Origin of the sequence: Streptomyces acidicola (genome assembly GCF_009377235.1) — a bacterium.
Taxonomy (GTDB): Bacteria; Actinomycetota; Actinomycetes; order Streptomycetales; family Streptomycetaceae; genus Streptomyces; species Streptomyces acidicola.
Genome location: NZ_VMNX01000216.1, coordinates 1 through 16,455, shown reverse-complemented (window position 1 = coordinate 16,455; position 16,455 = coordinate 1). Strand labels below are relative to the sequence as shown.

Sequence of the window (16,455 nt, the reverse complement as noted above, 5' to 3'; positions counted from 1 at the left end):
GGGTAGAGGGCCGGGGTCACGGAGGGGGCGGGCACGCCGAGTTCGGCGAGTTCGGCGACATGCGCGGCGACGTCCTCCTGGCTGCGCCCGGCATACCCGGCGTTGAGGACCTGTGTGATGTCGACATCGCGCGTCGATCCGTCGGGCAGTTCGAAGGTCAGCACGGCCATGAGGGCACTCCCAGAGATCGGGTTCGGTACACGGGCAGATCGGGTTCGGTGCACGGACGTGGATTTCTCCACGGTTAAGTTCTCGCGCAGGGCTTGCGCATACGACCTGTATACAAGAAGTATGCCGGAAGGTCGATGTCCCCCGGCCCTCCCGACGCAAGGATCAGAACCATGCACGACATCCCCAAGGCCGATCCGGCCCTGCCCGAACGGCGCTCCGGTGTCCGCCGGGCCTTCGCCGCGAGCCTGACCGGCACGGCCCTGGAGTGGTATGACTTCGCCGTCTACTCCGCCGCCGCGGCGCTGGTCTTCGGCGACGTGTTCTTCCCCTCGGAGGACCCGCTCACCGGCACCCTCCTGGCGTTCTCCACCTACGCGGTCGGCTATGTCTCACGTCCGCTGGGCGGGTTCGTCTTCGGCCGCCTCGGTGACGTCATCGGCCGCAAGAAGGTGCTGATCGCCACGCTGGTGCTCATCGGCGTGGCCACCTTCCTGATCGGCATCCTGCCCGCGTACTCCACGATCGGCGTGGCCGCCCCGATCGTCCTGGTCCTGCTGCGGTTCGCGCAGGGCGTCGGCGTCGGAGGCGAGTGGGGCGGCGCCGTACTGCTGTCCAGCGAGTTCGGTGATCCGCGCCGCCGCGGCTTCTACGCCTCCGCCGCACAGGTGGGCCCGCCCGCGGGCAACCTGCTGGCCAACGGTGTGCTGGCCGCCCTCGGCGCACTGCTGACCGAGGACCAGTTCGAGTCGTGGGGCTGGCGTGTGGCCTTCCTGCTCTCCGGGGTTCTCGTCGCCTTCGGACTGTGGATCAGGGCCAAGCTGGAGGAGACCCCGGTCTTCAAGGCGATGGAGGCCGAGCAGTCCCGGCCCGAGGCGCCGATCCGCGAGGTCTTCACCACCCAGCCCCGCGCCCTGATCGCCGCGATGCTCTGCCGCGTCGGCCCGGACGTGCTGTACGCCATGTTCACCGTGTTCGTCCTGACGTACGCCACCGGGGAACTGGGCATGTCACGCGGTTCCGCCCTCGCGGCCGTCCTCATCGGCTCCACGCTGCAGGTCTTCCTGATGCCACTGGCCGGTGCCGTCTCCGACCGGATCAACCGTCGCGTGCTGTACGGCTGTGCCGCGGTGGCCGCCGGTGTGTGGCCGTTCCTGTTCTTCCCGATGATCGGCGGCGGCACCTGGATCCCGCTGGCGATCGGTGTCGTGGTGGGCCTCGTGATCCACTGCTTCCTGTACGGGCCGCAGGCCGCCTTCATCGCCGAGCAGTTCTCGCCCCGGCTGCGCTACACCGGATCGTCGCTGGCGTACACCCTGGCCGGCATCATCGGCGGCGCCGTCGCCCCGCTGCTGTTCACCACCCTGCTGAGCGCCTACGGCAACTGGGTGCCGCTGGCCCTCTACATCGCCGTCGCCGCGGTCGTCTCCCTCGTGGGGGTGTTCCTGGGCCGCGATCCCGAAGCCGCCGTCGACGAGGACGCCCGGCTCGCCACACCGGCCGCGCAGGCCACGGCCGACGCCGTCTGACCACTGACACCGCCTCTGCCCCACAGACACCCTCTGACCCACAGACACCCTCTGACCCACTGAGGAGGAACATGCGGATCGCCCTGAGCCAGCTCACCACCGGCCCGGACCCCCGGAAGAACCTGCGGCTCATCGAGGAATGGACACAGCGCGCCGCGGACGCCGGAGCCCGTGTCGTCGTCTTCCCCGAGGCCTCGATGGCCTGCTTCGGCACCCCACTGGAACCGCTCGCCGAACCCCTGCACGGACCGTGGGCCGACGGAGTACGGGAGATCGCCAGGGCCACCGGCACCACCGTCGTGGCCGGCATGTTCACCCCGGCGGACGGCGGTAAGGTGACCAACACCCTGCTGGCCACCGGCCTCGGCGTCGAGACGTCGTACGACAAGATCCACCTCTACGACGCCTTCGGCTACCGCGAATCCGACACCGTCGCCGCGGGCTCGCGGACCACCGTCATGGAGGTGGACGGTGTCCGGCTGGGCCTGGCCACCTGCTACGACATCCGCTTCCCGGAGCTGTTCCGGGCCCACGCCGACGCCGGGGCGGCCGCGACACTGCTGGCGGCCTCCTGGGGAGCCGGGCCCGGCAAGCTCGACCAGTGGGAGCTGCTGGTGCGGGCACGGGCCCTGGACGCCACCCTCTGGCTGGCCGCCGTCGACCAGGCCGACCCCGGCACCGTCCCGGGAAGCGCGCCGACCGGCATCGGACACAGCCAGATCGTCGGCCCCGACGGAACCGTGCGGCACGCCCTGGACGCCGAACCGGGCCTGCTGGTCGCCGACCTCGACCTCGACGAGGTCACGGCCGTACGGAAGAAGACGTCGGTGCTGGCCAACAGGCGGCCGGAGGTATGGCAGACGGAGGTATGGCAGCCGGAGGTATCGCAGTGAGCAAGCCTGAGCTGGAATTCCACCTGCCCGTCGGGCCGTGGACCACTTCCGCGGAGGCCGGTCCGGGCGTGCGGGAACGCGTGCTGGCCGACGACCCCGACGGCGGCGGCCGGACCGTTCTGGTCCAATGGGCGCCCGGCACCGACACCTCGGCGCAGGGCGTGACACGCCACGACTTCTGGGAGGAGGTCTACCTCGTCGACGGGGCGCTGCACGACCTGACGCTCGGCGAGACCTTCACCGCGGGCATGTACGCCTGCCGCCCGCCCGGTATGCCGCACGGCCCGTGGACCTCCGAGAACGGCGTCACGATGCTCGTGGTCACCTATCCCGGAGCACCGGTATCCGGGCCACCGGTATCCGTACCACCGGCTAGCAGCCCTCGATCAGCACCTTGAGCGTCGACTGCAGGTGATGGTCGATCGCGGCGCAGGCCTGCCCGGCGTCACCGGCGGCAAGGGCGTCCACGATGGCCCGGTGCTCCTTCAGCACCGCCTCCTGCCGCCCTTGCTGGTTGAACACGGCCACCACCCCGGACCGGACCTGGCGGCTGCGCAAGCCCTCGTAGTGCCGGTCCAGCAACGCGTTCCCCACGGCCGACACCAGCGCCGCGTGGAACTGGTGGTCCACCGCGATGAACTCCCGGGCCTGGCCGGGCCCGGTGAGTTCATCCTGCCGCTCCAGCAGCGACCGCAGCTCCTGCACCGGCACCCGTCCGGTGGTGACGAGCTGCTGCGCGGCATATCGCTCCACGATGCCCCGCAGCTCCATCAGCTCCCTGATCTCCCGCCCCGTCAGCGGCGACACCCGGGCGCCCCGCTTGGGTACGAGTTCGACCAGGTCCTCGGCCGCGAGCATCAGCAGGGCCTCACGGATCGGCGTACGGGACACACCGATCCGGTCGGCGATCTCCTGCTCCGACAGGAACGCTCCCTGCATATCGGGATCCGTCAGTACCGTGTCCTTGAGATACGAGTACGCCTTCTCCCGACCGGACGCCACCGCAACCCCTAGAGCCTCGCATACACTTTGTATACCGACGCTACCACGCAGGGTTCCGCCCCCGAGGGGCTTCTCCGGCGCCTGCCCGCGCCGACTGGCAATCACCTGCTCCATGCTGCTCACGCGCGACGGCAGAAGCGAGGCCCGTACAGAAGCTCGTACGGCTCGTACGGCTCGTACGGCTCGTACGACGCCGTGCAGAAGCCCGTACGGCGGTGAAGGGCCCCGGGACGACCTGACCCCGGGGCCCTTCACCGTCGCGTACGGGCTCTCGTCGTACCGACTCTCCTCGTACGGACTCTCCGCGGCGCGCCGCGCGTCAGCCGCACTGGCAGGGGCCGCCCGACTGGCAGCCGCAGCCGCAGCCCGAGCCGCAGCCGCAGGCTGCGACCAGGGGCAAGGTCCTGATCTCGGCGGGCTGCTCCGTCTCGCGGTCCTGGGTGGGGTCGGGCGTGATGGGGGATTCGGCCATGGGTCCCTCCTCGAAGGCTGGTGCCTGTGACCAGTGGACGCCCGTTCGGCTGGGCGCATCAACGGCGCACTGAGGCTCGCGCACGCCTCGCCGTACCGAGCGCACGCTCCCCAGAACCGAGCCAGGGCCTACGCCCATCCAGGGACCTACGCCCCCTCGACCCCCGTCACCGGCTGGATCTCCGACTGGATCTCGTCCGCGTGCTCGCCCGTGACCAGGTACACCACGCGCTTGGCCACGGACACGGCGTGGTCCGCGAAGCGCTCGTAGTAGCGGCCCAGCAGGGTGACGTCCACCGCGGTCTCGATGCCGTGCTGCCAGCGCTCGTCGATCAGGTGCTGGAAGAGGTGACGGTGGAGGAGGTCCATCTCGTCGTCGTCCTGCTCCAGCTGCAGGGCCAGGTCCACGTCCTTCGTGACGAGGACCTCCGCCGCCTTCGCCATCAGACGCTGGGCCAGCTGGCCCATCTCCAGGATCGTGGCGTGCAGGTCGTGCGGGACGGCGCGCTCCGGGAAGCGCAGGCGGGCCAGCTTCGCCACGTGCTGGGCCAGGTCGCCCGAGCGCTCCAGGTCGGCGCTCATACGCAGCGACGTCACGACGATACGGAGGTCCGTCGCCACCGGCTGCTGGCGGGCGAGCAGGGCTATCGCACGCGCCTCCAGGTCGTGCTGGAGGCCGTCGACCTTCTTGTCGGCCTCGATCACGTTCTCCGCCAGCTTCAGGTCGGAGTCGAGGATGGCCGTGGTGGCGCGCCCGATCGCCGACCCGACCAGCCGGGCCATCTCGACCAGGTCATCGCCGATCGAGTCAAGTTCCTCGTGGTACGCGTCCCGCATCAGGGGTCCCTCTTCTCTAACGTCTCTTTCGGGGGTTCCAGGCGTTCTGGCGTTCTGGGGTTTCCACCAGCAACGTCCACCATCGGACGCCGCCGCGTATGGCGCCTCCCGGCCAGCCGGCCGCCACAGGCCCCAACCGGCCGCCACAGGCCCGGAGGACCCCACGCTGTCACGTTCCGCCCCGCACGCGTCCGTTTCCGGCATCACAAATGAACCAATACTGGCTCCAAGGTGAACTCTGAGCGACGAGTGTTCGAGCTCGCACACGGATGGCTGTGGCCGGGCCGGACGTCGTGCCTAACCTGTTCGCATGGACGTGAACGCGGCGGTCGCCGCAGCGGCAGCGATCGCCGGTGTTCTCACCGGTGTCATCGCCATGCTGGCGTTCCGCTGGAGCGAACGCGAGCAGAAGCGTCCCACCCGGACCTCCCTGCATACGGACCCGGTACTGCCGCCCGGCGTCGACACCGTGTTGTCCGTGCTCCGCTCCTCGGCCGTCGTGCTCGACGAGGGCGACACCGTCGTCAAGGCCAGCTCCGCCGCGTACGCCCTCGGGCTGGTCCGCGGTGGCAAGCTCGCCATCGAGCCCATGACGCAGATGGCGCGGGACACCCGGCGCGACGGCGAGATACGCCAGGTCGAGCTGGACCTTCCCCGGCGCGGCACCGGCCGCGGCGAGGCCCTGGCGGTGTCGGCGCGCGTGGCCCCGCTGGGCTCCCGGCTCGTCCTGCTGCTGGTCGAGGACCTCACCGAGGCCCGCCGCATAGAGGCCGTGCGACGGGACTTCGTGGCCAACGTCAGTCACGAGCTGAAGACGCCCGTCGGGGCGCTCTCCCTCCTCTCCGAGGCCGTCATGGGAGCCAGCGACGACCCGGAGGCCGTGGAGCGCTTCGCCGGACGCATGCAGATCGAGGCCACCCGGCTGACGAACCTCGTGCAGGAGCTCATCGACCTCTCGCGGGTGCAGAACGACGACCCGCTGGAGGACGCCGAGCCCGTACGTGTGGACGAACTGGTCGCCGAGGCCATCGACCGGTGCCGCCACCAGGCCGGCACCAAGCAGATCACCATGGCCGCCGGCGGCACCGCCGACCTGCACGTGTGGGGCAACCGCGGCCAGCTCGCCGCGGCGCTCGGCAATCTCGTCGAGAACGCCGTCAACTACTCGCCCGCCCGCACCCGCGTCGGCATCGCCGCCCGCAAAATGAGCGCGCCGGGCGGAGACCTGATCGAGGTCGCCGTGACCGACCAGGGCATCGGCATCTCCGAGAAGGACAAGGAGCGCGTCTTCGAGCGCTTCTACCGCGTCGACCCGGCCCGGTCCCGCCACACGGGTGGCACGGGCCTCGGTCTCGCGATCGTCAAGCACGTGGCCGCCTCGCACGGCGGGGAGGTCACGGTGTGGAGCTCCGAGGGTCAGGGCTCCACGTTCACCCTCAGACTGCCGGAGGCGGGCGCGGCCCGCGACCGCGCGTCGCAGCACCCGGACCTCGACGACGAGGACGGACAACCCACCACCGAAACATCCCCGTACGAACCACTTCCCGCCCCGGAGGTCCTCCCGTGACCCGAGTGCTTGTCGTCGAGGACGAGGAGTCCTTCTCCGACGCTCTGTCCTACATGCTCCGCAAGGAAGGCTTCGAGGTCGCCATCGCGACCACCGGGCCCGACGGCCTTGACGAGTTCGAGCGCAACGGCGCCGACCTCGTCCTTCTCGACCTCATGCTGCCCGGGCTGCCCGGCACCGAGGTCTGCCGCCAGCTGCGCGGCCGCTCGAACGTCCCGGTGATCATGGTCACCGCCAAGGACAGCGAGATCGACAAGGTCGTGGGCCTGGAAATAGGAGCCGATGACTATGTCACCAAGCCCTTCTCCTCGCGCGAGCTGGTGGCGCGCATCCGGGCCGTACTGCGCCGCCGCGGCGAGCCCGAGGAGGTTGCCCCGGCCGCGCTGGAGGCGGGCCCGGTCCGCATGGACGTCGACCGCCACGTGGTCACGGTCTCCGGCTCCAAGGTCGACCTGCCCCTCAAGGAGTTCGACCTGCTGGAGATGCTGCTGCGCAACGCGGGACGCGTACTGACCCGTATGCAGCTCATCGACAGAGTCTGGGGCGCCGACTACGTGGGCGACACCAAGACCCTCGATGTCCACGTCAAGCGCCTCCGCGCGAAGATCGAGCCCGACCCGGGTGCGCCGCGGTATCTCGTGACGGTGCGTGGGCTCGGCTACAAGTTTGAGCCCTAAGTCGCCGATGGGATACGCTGAGTGACCCTCGCCGCCGGGTGGACGGAGAGGCTGAACGCTTGTGGAGCGTCGGTAAGTCCCGGAGAGATCTGGGCGCGACGCGGTGAAGCAAGAAGCCCCTTGAGGGTGTGCCAAAAGTTCGAGCCGTAGGCTCAAGAACCGCCAAGGGCGGGAACCGATAACCAAGGTTCCCGCCCTAGACGTTTGCGGAGCCGCTCAGTGCTCGGCAGAGCCCTGGCTCTACGAGGCCGAAGCCGAGGCCGAGGCCGCGGCGTCGGCGCTGGGGGTGTCACCTGCGCCCGTTCCCACCGAGGCCGACGCCGAGCCCGAGGGGGTTCCGGACGGGGAGCCGGACGGTGCCTTCGGGCTGTTCGACGGGCTGGGGCTCTGCGACGGGACCGCCGGCAGGTCGCTCGGGCCCCACTTCTCGAAGTAGCTCTCGGCCGGGACGACGAACGCCCGCAGGCTCACGTCACCGGTGCTGCTGAAGGCGAAGGTGATCGCCTGCGCGTTGCCGTCCTTGACGGCCTCGGGCGTCTTCGGCAGCAGCGCGGAGGCGTTGCCCTTGCCGCCGATGACGAGGGAGCCGCCGGCCGGGATGGTCAGCTTGCCCTTGCCCTTCGCGGGAGTGAGCTCGGCGGACTTGCCGGTGTCGGCGATCGTGATGGATTCCAGCGTCTGAGCGGTGCGGCCGTTGTTGAACACGGTCGCGGAGATCACGGCCGGGCCGGTCGCCGACTCCAGGTTGGGCTGGGTGACGACGATCGCGTTCTGGACCTTGATGTCGCCGACGGCCGTGGCCGCGTTGTCCGGCCTGACCTCGAGCGTCTGGGCGTTGTTGCCGGCACCGCACGCGGCGAGCGAGGCGATCGAGAACGCGATGGCGGCGGCGGCGAGGGTGCCGCGTCGAAGGCTGCTGCTCACTCGGCGGCATCTCCTTGAACGTGGGCGATACGGGGGCGGGCGGCCGTACGGTCGTAAAGCCGCCCTAAGGGTTGGTCAGCGGGCCTAGGCTACCGAGCCGTTCGGCGGCCCCCGCACCCGACCCTCCCTTGAGCCGCCGCCTTCGCTCGGGCAGGCGCTCTCTGTGACATGCCCCCGTCCACATTCACATAAGCACCACTGGCCTCTTCGGCAACAGCGTGAGGATTTCCGGCACGGAATACATGACGGTACCGGGAATTGATCACCCGCAGATCAGGAGGGAGATCAGGAGGGAGAACAGGAGGGAGATCGGGCGGGAGATCGAGCACAAGATGGACCAGGAGATCGAGCACGACATCGGGCAGGAGATCGGACAGAGATCAGGCTGGAGATCGCTGGGAGATCCGTCCCGAGAACGGCTACGGAAGAACGGCCGAAGACCATCACCGGACCCTCCCCCGGCCATCCCCTTGATCAATTCCGGATTCGTCTCGGATCCGCCTCCGCCCGCCGAACGGAGTAGCGTGACTCGCACACTTGGGGGTGGGCATAACGGTACATTTACCCGTCCTTGGGCGGCTCCGGATGTGTGTAACGTCCGCGTTTCACTCCGTCCGCAGAGCTGCTCCGACCTGCGAATACCCCGCTCCGTTCGGCCTCCGAAGCACGTTCCTGTTGCTGTTGTCAAGCCCCGAGATATGCCCTGACCTGCGAAAACGCCATTCAGAAGACGCCGTATCCGTGTTACCCTGGATAGCCACGGAAGGGGTACCTGTCACATGACGTTCAAGGTTGGCGACACCGTGGTCTATCCCCATCACGGGGCCGCGCTGATCGAGGCCATCGAAACTCGTCAGATCAAAGGCGTGGACAAGACCTACTTGGTGCTGAAGGTCGCCCAGGGCGACCTCACGGTGCGTGTGCCAGCGGACAATGCGGAGTTCGTCGGCGTGCGTGATGTGGTCGGTCAGGACGGACTGGACCGGGTCTTCGAGGTGCTGCGCGCGCCGTATGCCGAGGAGCCCACGAACTGGTCGCGTCGTTACAAGGCGAACCTGGAGAAGCTCGCCTCCGGTGATGTCATCAAGGTCGCGGAAGTGGTGCGTGACCTGTGGCGTCGCGAGCGTGAGCGCGGACTCTCCGCCGGTGAGAAGCGGATGCTCGCCAAGGCCCGGCAGATCCTGGTGAGTGAGCTCGCCCTCGCGGAGAACACGAACGAGGACAAGGCCGAGGCCCTGCTCGACGAGGTCCTCGCGTCCTGACGCAGGCGTAAGCAGCGCGCCGGCAGCTCGCTTCAGTGCAATGAAATGCCGTGGTGCCCGATGACGCAACAGCTGTCGCCGGGCGCTGCGGCATGTTCGCGCCCGGTTGGCAGGCCCCCGGTTGGCGGGCCATGGCCGACGGGCCACGGAATTGACGCCCTTTTGACGTCCGGCGCACTGCTGCGGGCACCGCGCCACACCGATATCACCGATATTCTTCACGGCCCGTTCATGCGCTCGTACGCCTGTGTCGTGCCGCCGTGCCGTACATCGACGGGGATTCCCCCGATACTGGCGTGCCGGGCCCGGGCAGCTGGCTCGACCAGATGTCACGGAAGGGTTCGGTCAAGGCTCGCGCCCGGCACTCCCCACAGGCCATACCCACGCATGCCGAGCACACAAACCTGACAGGAACCGATGTCTGACGATCCGCGCCCTTCGTCTCCAGGAGTTCGTACGGGGACTCGTACGGCAGCCGTGATTCCGGCCGCGGGCCGAGGCGTGCGCCTCGGCCCGGGAGCCCCCAAGGCGCTTCGTACGCTGAACGGCACCCCGATGCTCATCCACGCGGTGCGCGCCATGGCCGCGTCGCGTGCCGTCTCCCTCGTGGTGGTGGTCGCGCCGCCCGACGACACCGCCGAGGTCAAGAGCCTGCTCGACGCGCACGCGCTGCCCGAGCGGACCGACTTCCTCGTCGTACCGGGCGGTGAGAGCCGGCAGGAGTCGGTGAAGCTCGGGCTGGGCGCGCTGCCGCCCGGCATCGACATCGTGCTGGTCCACGACGCTGCCCGGCCGCTCGTGCCCGTCGACACGGTGGACGCCGTCATCGAGGCCGTACGGGACGGGGCGCCCGCCGTCGTGCCGGCGCTGCCGCTCGCGGACACCGTCAAGCAGGTCGAACCGGCGGACACGCCCGGTGCGCCGGAGCCCGTGGTGGCGACCCCGGAGCGCTCGCGCCTGCGTGCCGTCCAGACCCCGCAGGGCTTCGATCGCGACACGCTCGTCCGTGCCCACGAGTCGGTCACCGAGAACGTCACGGACGACGCGAGCATGGTGGAGCAGCTGGGGCTGCGGGTCGTGGTGGTGCCGGGGCACGAGGAGGCCTTCAAGGTCACCAGGCCCCTCGACCTGGTCCTCGCGGAGGCCGTCCTCGCGCGGAGGAGGCTGAACGATGGCTTCTGAGCCGCCCGAGGGAGCCGAGGGGGCCGGGGGAGCCGGGGGCGTCCCCCCTTTCCCGCTGCCCCAGGTGGGCATCGGCACCGACATCCACGCCTTCGAGGAAGGGCGGGAGCTGTGGTGCGCCGGGCTGCTCTGGGAGGGGGAGGGGCCCGGGCTGGCCGGCCACTCCGACGCGGACGTGGTCGCGCACGCCGCGTGCAACGCGCTCTTCTCGGCCGCCGGGCTGGGTGACCTGGGGCAGCACTTCGGTACCGGCCGCCCGGAGTGGTCCGGTGCGTCCGGGGTCGTGCTGCTCGCCGAGGCCGCCCGCATCGTGCGTGCGGCCGGGTACGCGATCGGGAACATCGCGGTCCAGGTCGTCGGCCCGCGTCCGAAGATCGGCAAGCGGCGGGACGAGGCGCAGAAGGTGCTCTCGGAGGCGGCGGGGGCTCCTGTGTCCGTCTCCGGGGCGACGACGGACGGGCTCGGGTTTCCGGGGCGGGACGAGGGGCTGATGGCGGTGGCGACGGCGCTCGTCGTCCGGGCGGGCTGACCCGGCCCACCGGGGTTGTGGTCTCGCCCCCGCCGCCCCTACCCGTCCCATCCCAGGGGCTCCGCCCCTTCGACCCCGCCAAGGGGGCTGCGCCCCCTGGACCCCCATTCCGGGGCTGCGCCCCAGATCCAGTCATCGGGGCTGCGCCCAGGCCCCTTCTTCGGGGCTCCGCCCCGGACCCCGTTTCGGGGGCCGGCCCCGGACCCCCGCTCCTCAAACGCCGGAGGGGCTGGGTTTTGCCGGCCGGGGCTTGGAATTTCAGCCAAGACCAGGCACTACCAGCCCGTCCGGCGTTTGAGGACGAGGCCGTTCAGGCCGACAAGCGGGGGTCTGGGGGCGGCAGCCCTTGGGGAAGGGACGGGAATGGGTAGGGGCGGCGGGGGCGAGGAAAAGCAGTTCCCCGCCCCGCGGAGCACCACCGCTCCCGCATGTCACGAATACATGCCCCCCGCGCCATAAGTCACTGTGCACTGCCCCGCGCCCACTACCCTGGAGTGGTGACTATTCGCCTGTACGACACCAGCGCCCGGCAGATCCGTGACTTCGCCCCGCTCAGGCCGGGTTGTGTCTCGATCTACCTGTGTGGCGCCACCGTGCAGGCCGCACCGCACATCGGACACATCCGCTCGGGCCTCAACTTCGACATCATGCGCCGCTGGTTCGCGTACCGCGGCTATGAGGTGACGTTCATCCGGAACGTCACCGACATCGACGACAAGATCATCACCAAGTCGGCCGACCAGGGCCGCCCGTGGTGGGCGATCGGATTCGAGAACGAGCGCGCGTTCAGCGACGGATACGCGGCGCTGGGATGCCTGCCCCCCACGTACGAGCCGCGCGCCACCGGCCACGTGACCGAGATGGTCGAGATGATGCGCGGGCTCATCGAGCGCGGGCACGCCTACGAGGCCGACGGGAACGTGTACTTCGACGTGCGCTCCTTCCCGGAGTACCTGCAGCTGTCCAACCAGGAGTTGGAGAACCTGCTGCAGCCCTCAGGCGAGGGCGAGACCGGCAAGCGCGATCCCCGTGACTTCGCCATGTGGAAGGCCGCCAAGCCCGGCGAGCCGACCTGGGAGACGCCGTGGGGACGCGGACGGCCGGGCTGGCACCTGGAGTGCTCCGCCATGGCCCACAAGTACCTGGGCCCGGAGTTCGACATCCACGGCGGCGGGCTCGATCTGATCTTCCCGCACCACGAGAACGAGATCGCCCAGGCCAAGGCGTACGGCGACGCGTTCGCCCGGTACTGGGTGCACAACGCGTGGGTCACCATGAGCGGCGAGAAGATGTCGAAGTCCCTCGGGAACTCGGTGCTCGTCAGCGAGATGGTCAAGCGCTGGCGGCCCATCGTCCTGCGGTACTACCTCGGCACGCCGCACTACCGGTCGATGATCGAGTACAGCGAGGACGCCCTGCGCGAGGCCGAGTCGGCGTTCGCCCGGATCGAGGGCTTCGTACAGCGCGTCATGGAATTGGCCGGCGGCGCCGTCGAGCCGTCGGCCGAGGTGCCGCCCGCCTTCGCCGAGGCCATGGACGACGACCTCGGGGTGCCGCAGGCACTCGCGGTCGTGCACACCACCGTCCGGCAGGGCAACTCCGCCCTCGCCGCCGACGACAAGGAAGCCGCCGTGGCACGCCTCGCCGAGGTCCGCGCCATGCTCGGGGTCCTCGGTCTCGACCCGCTCGACCCGAAGTGGGCGGGCGAGGGCGACCAGGGTGAGGACCTGCACGGGGTCGTCGACAGCCTCGTACGGCTCGTGCTCGACCAGCGTGAGGCCGCCCGCTCCCGTAAGGACTGGGCGACCGCGGACGCCATCCGGGACCAGCTGGGCCAGGCCGGTCTGGCCATCGAGGACAGCCCGCAGGGCCCTCGCTGGTCCCTCGGCCCGCGCTGAGCACTTCTTGATCGAGCTTCGAGCTTCGAGCTTGATCGAGTGTGCCGCCCGGGTCTCCGGGCGGCACACTGCATACGGACGCGGTGCGCGTTCCCCCACCAGATGACGACAGAGACAGACAGAGACAGGTAGGTCATGGCCGCAAACAACCGCCGCATGTCCGGCAAGAAGGGCGCGCAGGTCGGCAGTGGCGGCCAGCGGCGCCGGGGCCTTGAGGGCAAGGGCCCGACCCCGCCCGCCGAGATGCGCAAGGGTCATGCGAAGCAGCGCGCCGCGAACGCCAAGTCGCGGCGGGCGCAGGGGCGGCCGCAGCAGCCCAGGGGCCGGGGCGGCAAGTCGTCCGCCGAGCTCGTCGTCGGCCGTCACCCCGTCGTCGAGGCGCTGCGCGAGGGCGTGCCCGCGTCCACGCTGTACGTGCAGCAGTTCATCGACAACGACGAGCGGGTCCGCGAGGCGCTCCAGCTCGCCGCCGAGCGCGGGGGCATCAACCTCATGGAGGCCCCCCGCCCCGAGCTCGACCGCATGACGAACGGCCTCAACCACCAGGGCCTCGTCCTCCAGGTCCCGCCGTACGAGTACGCCCACCCCGAGGACCTCGCGGACGCCGCGTACGACGAGGGCGAGGACCCGCTGATCGTCGCCCTCGACGGAGTCACCGACCCGCGCAACCTCGGTGCCGTCGTACGGTCCGTGTCCGCGTTCGGCGGACACGGCGTCGTCGTGCCCGAGCGGCGCGCGGCCGGCATGACCGCCGGTGCCTGGAAGACGTCCGCCGGTACGGCCGCCCGTACGCCCGTCGCGCGCGCCACCAACCTCACGCGCGCCCTGGAGGCGTACAAGAAGGCTGGGATCGTGGTCGTCGGGCTCGCCGCGGACGGCGAGGTCGAGGTCGACGAACTGGAGGCGCTCGAAGGGCCCGTGGTCATCGTCGTCGGGAGCGAGGGCAAGGGACTGTCCCGACTCGTCGGTGAGACCTGCGACTTCCGGGTGCGGATTCCGATGCCGGGTGGTGCCGAGTCGTTGAACGCCGGTGTGGCGGCGGGAGTCGTGCTGTACGAGGCGGCGCGCCGGCGCGCCTGACACCGCGTTTCAGCGCGTTTCAGCGGGTGTCCGGGACTTTCTGGATGATCTTGATGCTGTCCGGACAGATCGGGGCGGTCAAGGCAGTGTCCTAACGTCACGTCACTCGGTTAGATGAGTGTGGACACCAGAACACCCCGCACACCCACGGGGGACCGCTCGTCGGGATTCGACGACGCTCCCGCGCTGAGCATGGTGAAGGTGCCGAGCGATCCGGCGCAGATCATCGTCAACCACGCGAGCTTCCGCGTGCAGTTGGGCGCCGCGCCGAGGGACCGGTCCCCGCGGATCGCAGGGCACACGAGCGCCACCGAGAACACCGCGCGCATCCCCGCCGTGGGCGCGGCGGCCCGGTCCGACGCGGCTGCCGGTACCCGTCGCCGGGCCCCCGTCGTCTGGAGCGGGAGGTCCGCACCCGACGACACCGGCGCCCACCGGCTGCTGCAGGCCGTGCGGAGCACGAGCGTGCACCACCAGGCAGCCGACCCGGCGGGTGACGCCGGCGCGACCCAGGTCATGCCACGCATCGACGAGACCGGCGGCCGTCCCCCGGGGCCCGGTTACGGCACCGAGGCCGGCCGTTACGGCACCGGACACGGCCGCTACGACGCGGACCTGACCGTCGAGACGGTCGAGACCCCCGTCGTCGGCGCCCAGCGCAGCCACAGCGACCACGCCCCCTCCGGCGGCCGCATCCTGCCCGCCATGCGCGGCGTGGGCAGCGCGTACGACGAACCCGGGTACGGGGACGCCGGTCACGCCGACTCCGGCTACGCCGATCCCCGTTACGCCGAGTCGGATTACTCGGACGAGGAGTTCGAGGAGTTCGAGGAGCCGTACGAGGACGCCGACGGGCTGAGTGCGGCCGGACGCCACGGCAGCGAGCCGCTGCGGCACGCCTATTACCCCGGCCGCCGGATGAACCTCGGCGTGGTGCTGCTGCCGCTGCGCGTCCTGCTCGGCTTCATCTCCGTCTACGCCGGCATGAGCAAGCTCTGCGACCCGCACTTCTTCGACGGCGGCAAGCGCGGCTCCATGGTGAAGTGGCTGGGCACCCTCCACCCGTGGGACATCGCCGAGCCGCTCCGGCAGTTCGGCCTCGAGCACCCCGTCGGCACCGGACTCGCCATCGCCTTCGCCCAGGTCGTCGTGGGCGTCCTCACGGTCCTCGGCCTGTGGCAGCGCGTCGCCGCCGTGTTCGGCGCCCTGCTGTCGGCCGCGCTGCTCGTCACCGTCAGCTGGAAGACCGCCCCCGCCTACGAGACCCCCGACATCATCTACCTCGCCGCCTGGTCCCCGCTGATCATCGCCGGCGCACCCGTCTACTCCACCGACGGCCGCCTCGCCGGCAACGCCTGGCGCCGGCTCGGCCCGCGCGCGGAGCTCTGGGAGCTGCGGCGGTACGTGCTGCGCCGCGGCGCCCTCATCGCCACCGTCGTCGCCGGACTCACCCTCCTCGTCGGCTCGGTGCTCGGCGGAGCCGTCCGGGACACCGACCGTGTCGTCGTCCCCGGCCCCGGCGAGGCCCCACGCAACGAACTGCCCGGCTCACCCCTCCCGGAGGAGACCGGCGGGCACAAGAAGCGCACCCCGTCGGCCGTCAACTCGCCCACGCAGGGCGCCACCTCCGCCAGCCCCTCCCAGGGCGCGAGCAGCCCGGGCGCTACCCGCGACACGGGCGCCGTCACCGGCGGCCTCCCGAGCGAGACCCAGGGCACGGCCGGTCAGGTCCCGCCCCGGCAGACCTCCCCCGGCCAGCAGGCCCCGAGCACGACCACGGGCCCGACCTCCAGCGGCGGCGCGTCGGGCGGCGCCTCCACGGGCGGCACGGGCGGCACGGGCGGCTCCGACGGAGGCCGGGACGGACTCGTGGGCGGCCTCCTCGGGTAACGACCGGCGGCTCGTACGACGACGGGGTCCCGCACAGGCAATGGCAATGTGCGGGACCCCATCGTCGTACAACGGGACATGCTGTCGACGTACCACGAGACGTGCGGCCTGAGGGCTGGGCTCGGGACCGGAGCTCAACGCCCCAGCGCCGCGAGTTCCTTCGCCGCCTCCGTCAGGTCCTTCGCCGTGTCGATGGCGCGCCAGTACGCGCCCTGCGGGATCGAGAACCCGGCCAGGCGCCGCTCACGGGCCAGGCGCGGGAACGTGGTGCGCTCGTGGTCGCCGCGCTCGGGGAGCAGGGAGGCGAACTCGGGGGAGAAGACATAGACGCCCGCGTTGATCTCGTACGTCGTCAGCGGGGCCTCGATGAAGTCCGTGACACGGCCGAAGCCGTCCGTCTTCACGGCACCCCACGGGATGCGCGGGCGGGCGAGGGCGAGCGTGGCGACCGCGTCGCGCTCGGTGTGGAAGTCCGCCATGTCGCGGAGCGAGAAACGGGTCCAGATGTCGCCGTTCGCCGCGTACCAGGGCAGGTCGGGGTGGGGG

At 70.5% G+C, this 16,455-nt stretch carries 17 protein-coding genes; 11 read left to right on the top strand and 6 right to left on the bottom strand.

Going from position 1 to position 16,455, the window contains the following annotated elements; all coding sequences use genetic code 11:
• On the bottom strand, positions 1-170 hold a 170-nt coding region (locus FPZ41_RS36515; RefSeq protein WP_152867857.1), incomplete at its 3' end, for a DUF2848 family protein.
• 171 nt (positions 171-341) lie between these two features.
• Between FPZ41_RS36515 and FPZ41_RS36510 the strand changes: the two genes are divergently transcribed.
• The 3 genes from FPZ41_RS36510 (at position 342) to FPZ41_RS36500 (ending at position 2,988) form a co-directional block, all read left to right on the top strand.
• Positions 342-1,697 (top strand): MFS transporter, encoded by a 1,356-nt coding sequence (locus tag FPZ41_RS36510; RefSeq protein WP_152867856.1) that lies wholly within the window; start codon positions 342-344, stop codon positions 1,695-1,697.
• A 71-nt stretch (positions 1,698-1,768) separates the two neighbouring features.
• Positions 1,769-2,590 carry a carbon-nitrogen hydrolase family protein gene (locus FPZ41_RS36505; RefSeq protein ID WP_152867855.1) on the top strand — a complete coding sequence of 274 codons (822 nt, stop codon included), beginning with the start codon at positions 1,769-1,771 and terminating at the stop codon, positions 2,588-2,590.
• Positions 2,587-2,988 carry a cupin domain-containing protein gene (locus FPZ41_RS36500; protein ID WP_322621173.1) on the top strand — a complete coding sequence of 134 codons (402 nt, stop codon included), beginning with the start codon at positions 2,587-2,589 and terminating at the stop codon, positions 2,986-2,988. Before FPZ41_RS36505 ends, FPZ41_RS36500 begins: the two co-directional genes overlap by 4 nt.
• On the opposite strand, the gene FPZ41_RS36495 is transcribed toward FPZ41_RS36500, so the two are convergent.
• The 3 genes from FPZ41_RS36495 to phoU form a co-directional block, all read right to left on the bottom strand.
• Positions 2,963-3,592 carry a GntR family transcriptional regulator gene (locus FPZ41_RS36495; RefSeq protein ID WP_322621172.1) on the bottom strand — a complete coding sequence of 210 codons (630 nt, stop codon included), beginning with the start codon at positions 3,590-3,592 and terminating at the stop codon, positions 2,963-2,965. The two genes, FPZ41_RS36500 and FPZ41_RS36495, sit on opposite strands and share 26 nt — an antisense overlap.
• A gap of 319 nt (positions 3,593-3,911) precedes the next feature.
• Positions 3,912-4,064: a hypothetical protein gene (locus FPZ41_RS47500; RefSeq protein ID WP_165935074.1), complete on the bottom strand. Its 153-nt coding sequence runs from the start codon at positions 4,062-4,064 to the stop codon at positions 3,912-3,914.
• Between the two features lie 146 nt (positions 4,065-4,210).
• Entirely contained in the window at positions 4,211-4,900 is a 690-nt protein-coding gene (gene phoU / locus FPZ41_RS36490) for a phosphate signaling complex protein PhoU (protein ID WP_152867853.1), read from the bottom strand.
• A 310-nt stretch (positions 4,901-5,210) separates the two neighbouring features.
• On the opposite strand from phoU, the gene FPZ41_RS36485 reads away from it, so the two are divergent.
• Entirely contained in the window at positions 5,211-6,467 is a 1,257-nt protein-coding gene (locus FPZ41_RS36485; protein ID WP_152867852.1) for a sensor histidine kinase, read from the top strand.
• Entirely contained in the window at positions 6,464-7,144 is a 681-nt protein-coding gene (locus tag FPZ41_RS36480; protein ID WP_043441515.1) for a response regulator transcription factor, read from the top strand. The genes FPZ41_RS36485 and FPZ41_RS36480 overlap by 4 nt, the downstream gene beginning before the upstream one ends.
• Positions 7,145-7,384: 240 nt before the next feature.
• On the opposite strand, the gene FPZ41_RS36475 is transcribed toward FPZ41_RS36480, so the two are convergent.
• Complete coding sequence (locus FPZ41_RS36475) at positions 7,385-8,068, bottom strand: DUF461 domain-containing protein (RefSeq protein ID WP_322621171.1); 684 nt, start codon at positions 8,066-8,068, stop codon at positions 7,385-7,387.
• Positions 8,069-8,847: 779 nt separating this feature from the next.
• Between FPZ41_RS36475 and FPZ41_RS36465 the strand changes: the two genes are divergently transcribed.
• From FPZ41_RS36465 to FPZ41_RS36440, 6 genes are all read left to right on the top strand, one after another.
• A complete protein-coding gene (locus FPZ41_RS36465; RefSeq protein WP_003953493.1) occupies positions 8,848-9,330 on the top strand; it encodes a CarD family transcriptional regulator in 483 nt (160 codons plus the stop codon).
• 417 nt (positions 9,331-9,747) lie between these two features.
• Entirely contained in the window at positions 9,748-10,512 is a 765-nt protein-coding gene (gene ispD, locus FPZ41_RS36460) for a 2-C-methyl-D-erythritol 4-phosphate cytidylyltransferase (RefSeq protein WP_152867850.1), read from the top strand.
• Entirely contained in the window at positions 10,502-11,041 is a 540-nt protein-coding gene (gene ispF / locus FPZ41_RS36455; RefSeq protein ID WP_152867849.1) for a 2-C-methyl-D-erythritol 2,4-cyclodiphosphate synthase, read from the top strand. Before ispD ends, ispF begins: the two co-directional genes overlap by 11 nt.
• Before the next feature lie 497 nt (positions 11,042-11,538).
• Complete coding sequence (gene cysS, locus FPZ41_RS36450) at positions 11,539-12,939, top strand: cysteine--tRNA ligase (RefSeq protein ID WP_322621170.1); 1,401 nt, start codon at positions 11,539-11,541, stop codon at positions 12,937-12,939.
• A gap of 135 nt (positions 12,940-13,074) precedes the next feature.
• Positions 13,075-14,019 (top strand): 23S rRNA (guanosine(2251)-2'-O)-methyltransferase RlmB, encoded by a 945-nt coding sequence (rlmB, locus tag FPZ41_RS36445; RefSeq protein ID WP_152867848.1) that lies wholly within the window; start codon positions 13,075-13,077, stop codon positions 14,017-14,019.
• A gap of 114 nt (positions 14,020-14,133) precedes the next feature.
• Positions 14,134-15,909 carry a DoxX family membrane protein gene (locus tag FPZ41_RS36440; protein WP_152867847.1) on the top strand — a complete coding sequence of 592 codons (1,776 nt, stop codon included), beginning with the start codon at positions 14,134-14,136 and terminating at the stop codon, positions 15,907-15,909.
• 134 nt (positions 15,910-16,043) lie between these two features.
• Here FPZ41_RS36440 and FPZ41_RS36435 read toward each other — a convergent pair.
• On the bottom strand, positions 16,044-16,455 hold a 412-nt coding region (locus FPZ41_RS36435), incomplete at its 5' end, for a nucleotidyltransferase family protein (protein WP_265584275.1).